Raw genomic sequence first — 9,224 nt, 5'->3', positions numbered from 1 at the left:
GGATTAAGCGGGGCTTTCGGGATGTAGTTCGGCATTACCATTCTACAAACCAAATCCGCCACAGGCGGAGAACTATTTTAGTTTAAGAATTGGTATTAAGTATTATATTTACTGTTTATAATACTTCACCGTCCATTTATTTTTTTGCAGGAGTCTCGCCTTGTTTTAATGTGTTAAATTTAAAGTAAGGCCAACGCCCGCTGCGGTGAGGCCTGCTAAAGCCCAATGATAGTAGCGTTTGGAATTAAAATTGGCATTATGATAATTGATGCTAACTAAGGGTGCTAAAACAAGGGAGGTGAATAAACCTGTACCGATTAAAAAATTACCCCACGATTGTGTGTTTTCAGTATGTAAAATACAATATTGTAAATCTTTTATTTTTAGTTGAATGCTCGAATCATAGTAAATACCATAGTAATGAGAATTATATTTAAAATCGAAATCATTTGGTATTTTATTCGTGATAGTGGTCTCAGAAAACCTCATTGATATATATTCGGAATCAAGTCATTAATACTACCTTGATAACTACTAATAACTGGGATTGAATTCAAGGTGTCATAAAATGCAAACGAGGCATAATTGTTCTTTATTGTATAAATTATTTTTTTATTTTTATTTAAGGAGTTTGTAAATATAAAACTGCTACTAGCTGGTAATCTAGGTTGAGGAGTTATTAAATTTGTTATCGAGTCATATATTTTCTGATCAATTCTTTTGTAGGTATGAGAATAATTTTCAGGATCTGTAAGTGTAATGTTTGGCCCTGCTAATAATAAGGTGTCGTAAGAATTATTATTTCCAATTTTTATGGGTTTCTTACCTCTAGCTGTGTACCTGTGAGCTGTTCCTTCAAAACCTACAATCTTGTTTTCATTACTATCATATTTATAAATAAGAGATTTGTAATAGTCCTTGCAGCATATATTAATGAGTTTTGTATAGTCACTTTCATGACCAAGTAATAGCCAAGTTCCTTTATACTCCTTAAAATCCTGCCCTTCACAATTCACAACAATCGCAAAACAGAATAGGATAAATGTAAATTTTTTCAGCATATAAATTTGTTTAACGCTTTTAAACTAAGCACCACAAATATATTCAGAAAACAGAAATATACAGTTTTTTTAATTTACTGTTGGGCGTGGCTAGTCATAATCCCGATAGCTATCGGACTCAACCACGGGCAGAATCCTACTACAATAACCATGCTTTGTTCCGATAGCTAGCGGAACCGCTCAGCATTGAATTCGCAATAATCAGCCGTATGGCCCTATCCCGATAGCTATCGGAACCAAAATCCCGAATCCTGAATCCCAACTTACCTTTGCACCAAGAATGAAAAAAATACTCGTCATAGGAGCAGGCCTATCATCCGCATCACTCATTGATTATTTGCTGGAGCAAAGCAGCGAACAGGGCTGGCAAGTTACGGTGGGCGATATGGATATTGCGATGGCTACAAGCAAATGCCATAACCATCCCAATGCCCGCCCTATACAATTTGATATACAAAATGAAAAACAAAGAGCGGAAGAAATTGCTGCATGTGATATAGTTATTTCGTTATTGCCACCCATGTTGCACCCATTGGCAGCAGTTGATTGTGTGAAGTTGGGCAAACATTTGGTTACCGCTTCTTATGTGTCGCCATTTATGCAAGACTTGCACGAGGAAGCGGTAAAAAAAGATATTATATTATTGAACGAATGCGGATTAGACCCTGGCATCGATCATTTATCGGCAATGAAAGTGATGGATGAAATACGAGAACGCGGTGGTGAAATTACGTCCTTTCGTTCTTATTGCGGCGGATTGGTTGCCCCTGAATTTGATAATAATCCGTGGCATTATAAGTTCACTTGGAATCCCCGCAATGTTATTTTGGCGGGACAAGCTACCGCACAATTTCTAAAAAATGGAAAGATACATTATATAACTCCGCAACGCATTTTTAGCGAATTGGAAACCATAGATTTGGGCGAAAAAGGAATATATGAAGCCTATGCCAATCGTGATTCACTGAACTATATAATACCTTATCAACTGCAAAGTGCTACAGAAGTTTTGCGTGGCACCTTACGCATTCCTCCATTTTGCGAAGGCTGGAATGTATTGGTTTCGCTGGGGCTCACAGATGATTCCTATAAAGTTGATTGCAATAGTTTGAGTTATAAAAACTGGGTTGAAAGTTATTTGCCCAAAGGATATAATAGTATAAATGATTATATAAAATCAATTTCTATCAACCAAGAAACTATCCGCCGCATCGAACAAAATATACAATGGTTGGGTTTATATAGCGAAGAACTTATTCCGAATGGTTTGCATACACCTGCACAAATAATTCAAAATTTATTGGCACGGAAATGGCGATTGGAACCACAAGAACTGGACATGATTGTGATGCACCATATTTTTGAATACGAACACCAAGGGAGAAAGCGGAAAAGTACTTCCACATTAATAGTGAAAGGTAAAGACCAACTCCATACGGCAATGGCTCAAACGGTAGGATTACCCTTGGGTTTGGCGGCCAAATTGATACTTAGAAACAAAATAGCTGCAAGGGGCGTTATAATTCCTACCCAAAAAGAATTATATTTGCCCATCCTTAGCGAACTTGAAAAATACCATATAATATTTGAAGAAAATAATGAACAATAAATTTATGAAAAAATATATAATAGCAGCATCTTTAATTTTGAACTTTGCCATTGTTGCATGTTCTTCGAGCAATGATGATACTGACGCACAAAAGAAAAAAGGCTATGAGTTGAAAGGCCGTTTCAAAACCTTTAAAGGTATTAATAAAGTAGAACTCACAGAAGTATCTTTCGAAGGTGTGAAAACCATCGACAGCACTCAGATTGACGAGTATGGCCTGTTCAATTTTAAAGGCAATGGTGGCACCCCTCATTTTTACATAATCAGGTATAATAACTCATCTACCAATATCCCTGTATATTTAGATTCCGTTACCCATGTTGAATTAATTATTGATGTTGAAAATAAAGAAATTCCGTACACCATTAAAGGTGATAAAAACAATGAGGAATTGCAGTATTTCTTTTTAAGGAATAACGAATCCTATAAAGAAATTTCTGAAACGGCCAAGAACTTCCGCAGTGGTGCGATGTCCGATTCACTTAAAGCAACTTATGAAACTACCATGCAGCAATTATTTGAAGAGCGTGCAAAAAAACTTCAAAAATTAGTTAGCGACCGCGATCCTAGTGCAGGTGCATTGTTCTGTGCTTTATATCTGGTGCCTCCTCCCGGGCAAGACCAACAACAAACCATGGCGATATTGGAATCGTATTTAAAAGAGTTTGAAATATTTTATGTAGATATAGATAGAAAACATTTCGGGCGTTTTGGCAACGAGCCTTCATTTGCCCGAATCCATAAATTTGTGAAAGCACAAAGTTCCACGGCTATTGGCACCGAAATGGAAAATTTTACTTTGAATAATCCCGATGGCAAAGTGATATCATTGAAAGATTTTAGGGGCAAATATGTTTTGGTCGATTTTTGGGCATCGTGGTGCAGACCGTGCCGTGCCGAGAATCCGAATGTATTAAAAGCATATAGCAAATACCATAATAAAGGTTTTGAGATACTGGGTGTATCACTCGACACGGATAAAACCAAGTGGGTGGCCGCTATTAAAGCTGATGGGCTCGACTGGGCACATGTGTGCGAGATGAAAGCCTGGGATGCTGACATAGCCCGCAAATTCAATGTGAGCTCGATCCCTTTTAGTGTACTGGTAGATAAAAATGGAAAAATAATAGCCAAGAATCTCAGAGGCGAAGCATTAGAAGAGAAGTTGAAAGAGGTAATGGGGGAGTAATTATATAATACCTTTTGGAAAGTTTAGAATTTTCCAAAAGGTAAAAGTAGAAACTATACAATTATTGAATTAAGTATTCTATGATAAAAAAACAATATATATTAATCTTATTGGGTATTATTATACTTACTTCAAATGTTGTTGCACATAGTACCTATGAAATAAAAGGTAAATTTACTTCTTATGATAATATTGGAAAATTAGAGCTTATTGAAATAACTTTTGAAGGTAATAACAAAATAGATACCACCAGTATTAATGCACAGGGCGAATTTACATTTAATGGCCAAACTAAAACAGCCCAAGCCCATTTTTATTTTATTAAATTTAATAATGCGAATGACCCCATTCCTGTTTTTGTGGGCAGTGCAATAGCCACAAACATTATTCTAATAATTGATCTTAACAATACTGAAATTCCTTATACAGTATCAGGTGATAAAAACAACGAAGATATACAATATTTTGTGGTGAAGAATATAGAATCGTACAAAACGCTGAACGGTTCTTTTAATAACAGAGCAATAGCACTTCAAAAAATTATCATGCAGCGAGAAGTCTCTGCGGGATCAGTATTTTCGGCCCTGTACTTAATGGGAAATGGGACAGTGTATGATGACAATATAGAACAATTGCCTTTACTCATTGATAAGTATGAATTGTTTTATTATGATTTTGACAAGAAATATTTTGATCAATACAATACAATGCCTTTGATAAACGCCATTCATGGATTTTTGAATGAGAGAAGTCAAAGTCCTACTGCGGTAGGCAGGTATTTGGAAAATTTTACGCTCAATAATCTCAAAGGCAAACCTATATCATTGAGCGACTTTAAAGGCAAATATATATTGGTCGATTTTTGGGCATCATGGTGTGCACCTTGTCGCCAAGAGAATACCAATTTGGTGGCAGCATATAGTAAATATCAGAAAAAGGAATTTGAAATATTAGGTGTTTCTCTCGATGCTAAAAAAAACCCTTGGAAAACAGCCGTATTGTCTGATGATTTGAAATGGCCTCAAGTGTGCGAATTAGTAGAGCAGGCATCGCTTGCTACCAAGTTCGAGATATCGATGATACCTTTTAATGTATTACTTGATAAAGATGGTAGAATCATTGCCAAAAATATGCGGGGACAAGCATTGCATGATAAGTTGAAAGAGGTTTTTGGGGAATAGTTTCGCCGAAAACCCTTTGCAAAGTTTGGAATTTTCCAAAGCGTAAGAGTATAATAATACTAGATTATATATATGAAAAGTGAGAGAAGCACTGAGATGACTAAAATTATTGAAGGCATGGACTTAGTTTCTTACAAACTGATAGCTTTTAAGAAGATAATGAACAGCGATTTAGTAGTGATGGAAGGCGATAAAATAGTGCATATAGAACCCGAGGATTTGGATGCGTATGTGGCTGGGAATAAGAAGGAGAAAGATTGATTGTGGAGTCAATAAGCAGTGGTGTCTGATGGAAATTAGAAATTCATAAAGTGGCTTATTTTGAACCATAGGAAGAGCATTGTTAACTTTTGGCGATTGTTTGTGGATTGTACTGTGTGAGTGTTTATGTTAGATTTGCGAATACTTATGAATATTCAAGAAACTTCAAGCAAACTACAGACTAAAATAGCTAGACCATTCTTAAAATGGGCTGGAGGCAAAACCCAATTAATTTCATCGATTGAAAATTCATTACCGCATGAAGTAATAAATAAAAAATTTACTTATATAGAGCCATTTGTGGGAAGTGGGGCAATTTTATTTTGGATGCTCAGTAATTTCCCTAAAATGCAAAAGGCGGTTATTAATGATATCAATGCTGATTTAATTAATACCTATAAAGTAATTTCCGCTAAACCTACAGAACTCATTTCTGTTTTAGAGCAAATACAAAAAGAGTATCATGGATTGAAAAGTAATGAAGAAAAAGAAAAAGAATACTATTATAGTAAGCGTGAATTATATAATACTAGGCAAACTGAAAAAAGCACACAAGCTGCACTCTTTATATTTTTAAATAGGGTCTGTTTTAACGGCCTATACCGCGTTAATAGGAGCAATTTATTTAATGTGCCTAAGGGCAGATATATAAACCCAACTATATGCGATAAAGAAAATATTTTAGCGGTAAGCAATGTATTGCAAAAAGTGGAAATACTAAATGGAGATTTTGAACAAACCTTACCTGAAGCCACAAAAAATTCTATTTTCTATTTCGACCCGCCATACAAACCATTGAGCAATACTTCTAGTTTTAATTCTTACGCTAAAGATGAATTTAATGATGCGGAACAAATACGATTAAGGAATTTTTGCTCTAAATTAGAATTGAAAGGCCATAAGAGGATATTGAGCAACTCTGATGTAAAGGGTAAAGATAAAGACGATAATTTCTTTGACGATCTTTTTGTGGATTATAATATATCAAGAGTGAGGGCAAGAAGAAGTATAAATGCTAATGCTGATAAAAGAGGAGAGTTGAATGAATTATTGATTACAAATTATAACACAGAAAGACTCTTATCTCTTGCTTAAAACTTTCACCAAAGGATCTGAGTCTTAAAATTAAATACCAAGTATGGCGTTATAAAACATAGCCCTACCTGAATAATTCCAGCATGTAACATCTTGCTCTGCAAAAAGCCATTTTATGCATTCCAGAATTATTTCAGAAGAATAGCCAATAATGAATGGAAAGCTTACTGTTATTGGAGAATGGCAATTATAGATGTTAGTTATTTCCGCCATCATACTAGTATAAAGGGCTAAATACCCAGTTTTCTTCGGTAACAAATCATCGAGAATATTTTGATGTGTGGGTCTTGTTGCAGTCCTAAGACCTCTAACATTGAAATTTATATTTGATACGTTAAGTGTAAAGTCAAAACCATTATTAAATTGTGCAGGCCGGCTTAAGTATAACTCATGCCCATTAATTCTTTTGACAATATACTGGTATTTTGAGGTGTTTACATTTTTGCCAGTACCAGGAGTTTCATTCAAAAAAAACTAATCAATTCCTTTCTAAACAAATCTCGATTATTTGCAAATTGATGGTTTGATAAATCTACAATATTCATATTACAATCCAATCTCCTCTAAAGGCAATATCTCAATGAAATATTTACATCCAACACTTTTAATATATTCAAAAACATCTCTATTAGATTCCTGTTCAAACCATCTGTTTAAGACATAATAAAATTCAACATTTATACCTATGGGATTAAATAGCTTTTGATATTGTTTCTTTTTAAAATCGCAAGTCTGTAACTTTTCATCAACAGATCCAGCACCTGCTTGGTATTTTTTTTCAATTATAAAAAGCGTATCTCCAACTAATAATGCTCCATCGGGTAATAGTTTTTTGCTTAATACTGTTTTATAGTTTTTTGCTTAATACTGTTTTATAGTTTATACCCTTAGGTACCAACAGCTTTTTATATAGTCCGTTTTTTTCAAAATATTGAGCAACCACTAAATTGCACTTAACGACTTCATCATTTTTATTTAACTGATAAATTGGATGTTGTCGTATTGCATCTCTTAAATCAGTTCTTCCTTCAAACTGAAGTCCGTTTAAATTAGTTCTTGCTCCTCCTCCAACTGTGTTAGGTACCTTTGCCATGTTTTAGAATTTTAATAAATCGGAAATTGTTAATCCAAAGGAACTCGCAAAAATTTCGATATTTTTCAAGGATAAATTTCTTTCTCCTCGTTCAATCATACCAATATAAGTTCTATGAAATCCAGTTTTATCAGCAAGGGTTTCTTGGAACCACTCCATACCTAAACGTAATTCCCTAATCCTGCTTCCAAATTTTATTAGAATATCTTTTTCCACGTGGCATCTTTTTCCACGTGGCAAAGTTGATGGAATGTTTACAATAAGTCTACATACATTAAGTATCATTTTTTGTAACTACTCAGGTACAACACGTATTCAAAACCCTTGATAAGTCTGACTATGATAATATGTTGCTAAATTCTATATTCTGAAGAATACCTATAAATGCTCACTTCTGTAAATATCATTGCATTTCCACTTGAATTGAAAGCCCTTGACACCATTGAGTTTTACCTACCTGAGTAGTTACCATTTTTTAAAAACTAAGTATATTTGCATCATGAAAAATATAGTAGGAATAAACAATTCGGACAAATTGGTTATTGTAGATTCTAACGCTACAAAAGAAGAAACTAATCAATGGTTAATTAAAAATAGAGGCTATAAAATTAAAGTGCTTGTTGACGCTTTAAGATTGGTTTCAGAAGATAAAGACATATCTATTGAAACATTATTAATACCAGAAGAGTGTGAAGTTTATGGCTTTGTTGAGGGTAAACATAATTTAGGTTCGGTATTGCATTTTTTGGCCGATATGTTAGAAGAATAAATATGAATTCTTTTTTCAAATCCAAAGACAAAAACTTTTATCTTCTGCACGGAGATATCATGAAACTCTTGCCCAAGTTTGAGCATAAGTTTGATATGGTATTTGCTGATCCTCCCTATTCTTTATCGAACAATGGTTTATCCATACAGAGCGGTAAAATAGTAAGTGTAAATAAAGGAGATTGGGACAAATCGCAGGGTTTTGATTATATAAATGTATTCAACAGAGAATGGCTTTCGCTTGCTAGAGATAAAATGAAAGACGATGCTACTATATGGATTAGTGGCACCATGCATAATATATTTTCGGTGGGGCAAATATTGACGGAGCTAGGTTTTAAAATATTGAATGTAATAACATGGGAGAAGAATAACCCACCACCTAATTTTTCGTGTCGTTTTTTTACACACTCAACAGAGCAAATTATATGGGCACGCAAAAGTGCAAAAGTTCCGCACTATTATAATTATGAATTGATGAAGCAACTTAATGGCGATAAGCAAATGAAAGATGTGTGGAAACTGCCTGCTATTGCTCCTTGGGAAAAATCGTGTGGCAAACATCCAACACAAAAGCCATTATCTGTTTTAACGAGATTAATTCTTGCTTCAACTAAACCTGATGCATGGATATTAGACCCATTTACTGGCAGCAGTACAACGGGCATTGCTGCTAATTTAGCTAATAGAAGATTTCTTGGTATAGATAAAGAGGAAGAATTTTTAACCATTAGTAAAAATAGAAAACTTGAAATAGAAAACAATACAATAGCTGCTACATATAAACAAAAAATAAGAGGGTTTAATGATAAAAAAGAATTGGAGCTATATTTATTTGATGAGCCAAAAGTTGATTATAAGTCAGAATTAAAACTATAATATTATTTGGGAGTTTTCAAGCGGAATTTTTGCGATAATTTTAATATTAAAAAATTCTGATTTTCACTGTTTACCCCCTGCGGAAAAC

The 9,224-nt window shown here is 34.3% G+C and carries 12 protein-coding genes; 7 read left to right on the top strand and 5 right to left on the bottom strand.

Annotation, left to right across the window (positions count from 1 at the left end; translation table 11 throughout):
* Positions 1-165: 165 nt before the first annotated feature.
* Together SGJ10_10205 and SGJ10_10200 are read right to left on the bottom strand one after the other, a co-directional pair.
* Complete coding sequence (locus tag SGJ10_10205; GenBank protein ID MDZ4758490.1) at positions 166-489, bottom strand: hypothetical protein; 324 nt, start codon at positions 487-489, stop codon at positions 166-168.
* Positions 486-1,016: a hypothetical protein gene (locus SGJ10_10200; GenBank protein ID MDZ4758489.1), complete on the bottom strand. Its 531-nt coding sequence runs from the start codon at positions 1,014-1,016 to the stop codon at positions 486-488. Before SGJ10_10200 ends, SGJ10_10205 begins: the two co-directional genes overlap by 4 nt.
* 325 nt (positions 1,017-1,341) lie before the next feature.
* Between SGJ10_10200 and SGJ10_10195 the strand changes: the two genes are divergently transcribed.
* The 5 genes from SGJ10_10195 (at position 1,342) to SGJ10_10175 (ending at position 6,396) form a co-directional block, all read left to right on the top strand.
* On the top strand, positions 1,342-2,670 hold the full coding sequence (locus SGJ10_10195) for a saccharopine dehydrogenase C-terminal domain-containing protein (protein MDZ4758488.1): 1,329 nt from the start codon (positions 1,342-1,344) through the stop codon (positions 2,668-2,670).
* Positions 2,660-3,859 (top strand): TlpA disulfide reductase family protein, encoded by a 1,200-nt coding sequence (locus SGJ10_10190; GenBank protein ID MDZ4758487.1) that lies wholly within the window; start codon positions 2,660-2,662, stop codon positions 3,857-3,859. Before SGJ10_10195 ends, SGJ10_10190 begins: the two co-directional genes overlap by 11 nt.
* An 80-nt stretch (positions 3,860-3,939) precedes the next feature.
* Positions 3,940-5,040, top strand: a complete 1,101-nt coding sequence (locus SGJ10_10185) for a TlpA disulfide reductase family protein (GenBank protein ID MDZ4758486.1) — start codon at positions 3,940-3,942, stop codon at positions 5,038-5,040.
* 72 nt (positions 5,041-5,112) lie between these two features.
* Positions 5,113-5,301, top strand: a complete 189-nt coding sequence (locus tag SGJ10_10180; protein ID MDZ4758485.1) for a hypothetical protein — start codon at positions 5,113-5,115, stop codon at positions 5,299-5,301.
* Positions 5,302-5,448: 147 nt separating this feature from the next.
* Positions 5,449-6,396: a DNA adenine methylase gene (locus SGJ10_10175; protein ID MDZ4758484.1), complete on the top strand. Its 948-nt coding sequence runs from the start codon at positions 5,449-5,451 to the stop codon at positions 6,394-6,396.
* 30 nt (positions 6,397-6,426) lie between these two features.
* On the opposite strand, the gene SGJ10_10170 is transcribed toward SGJ10_10175, so the two are convergent.
* From SGJ10_10170 to SGJ10_10160, 3 genes are all read right to left on the bottom strand, one after another.
* Positions 6,427-6,864, bottom strand: coding sequence for a DNA adenine methylase (locus tag SGJ10_10170; protein MDZ4758483.1), 438 nt, complete (start codon positions 6,862-6,864; stop codon positions 6,427-6,429).
* A 379-nt stretch (positions 6,865-7,243) separates the two neighbouring features.
* A complete protein-coding gene (locus SGJ10_10165) occupies positions 7,244-7,489 on the bottom strand; it encodes a hypothetical protein (protein ID MDZ4758482.1) in 246 nt (81 codons plus the stop codon).
* 3 nt (positions 7,490-7,492) lie between these two features.
* Entirely contained in the window at positions 7,493-7,705 is a 213-nt protein-coding gene (locus SGJ10_10160; GenBank protein MDZ4758481.1) for a helix-turn-helix transcriptional regulator, read from the bottom strand.
* Between the two features lie 283 nt (positions 7,706-7,988).
* Here SGJ10_10160 and SGJ10_10155 point away from each other — a divergent pair, with 283 nt between their 5' ends.
* Both SGJ10_10155 and SGJ10_10150 read left to right on the top strand, forming a co-directional pair.
* Entirely contained in the window at positions 7,989-8,258 is a 270-nt protein-coding gene (locus tag SGJ10_10155) for a hypothetical protein (GenBank protein MDZ4758480.1), read from the top strand.
* Positions 8,259-8,260: 2 nt separating this feature from the next.
* Positions 8,261-9,136: a site-specific DNA-methyltransferase gene (locus SGJ10_10150; protein MDZ4758479.1), complete on the top strand. Its 876-nt coding sequence runs from the start codon at positions 8,261-8,263 to the stop codon at positions 9,134-9,136.
* The last annotated feature ends 88 nt before the right edge of the window (positions 9,137-9,224 follow it).

This window comes from Bacteroidota bacterium, from assembly GCA_034439655.1.
In the GTDB taxonomy this organism is placed as follows: domain Bacteria; phylum Bacteroidota; class Bacteroidia; order UKL13-3; family UKL13-3; genus CANJUD01.
The sequence above is the reverse complement of the archived record's forward strand: the minus strand, read 5'-3'. Positions and strand labels throughout refer to the sequence as shown.

Bases quoted from the DNA above. Each gene is read 5' to 3' on its own strand.
- SGJ10_10205 (MDZ4758490.1), bottom strand. From the start codon at position 489: ATGAGGTTTTCTGAGACCACTATCACGAATAAAATACCAAATGATTTC.
- SGJ10_10195 (MDZ4758488.1), top strand. From the start codon at position 1,342: ATGAAAAAAATACTCGTCATAGGAGCAGGCCTATCATCCGCATCACTC.
- SGJ10_10190 (MDZ4758487.1), top strand. From the start codon at position 2,660: ATGAACAATAAATTTATGAAAAAATATATAATAGCAGCATCTTTAATT.
- SGJ10_10185 (MDZ4758486.1), top strand. From the start codon at position 3,940: ATGATAAAAAAACAATATATATTAATCTTATTGGGTATTATTATACTT.
- SGJ10_10180 (MDZ4758485.1), top strand. From the start codon at position 5,113: ATGAAAAGTGAGAGAAGCACTGAGATGACTAAAATTATTGAAGGCATG.
- SGJ10_10175 (MDZ4758484.1), top strand. From the start codon at position 5,449: ATGAATATTCAAGAAACTTCAAGCAAACTACAGACTAAAATAGCTAGA.
- SGJ10_10165 (MDZ4758482.1), bottom strand. From the start codon at position 7,489: ATGGCAAAGGTACCTAACACAGTTGGAGGAGGAGCAAGAACTAATTTA.
- SGJ10_10155 (MDZ4758480.1), top strand. From the start codon at position 7,989: ATGAAAAATATAGTAGGAATAAACAATTCGGACAAATTGGTTATTGTA.
- SGJ10_10150 (MDZ4758479.1), top strand. From the start codon at position 8,261: ATGAATTCTTTTTTCAAATCCAAAGACAAAAACTTTTATCTTCTGCAC.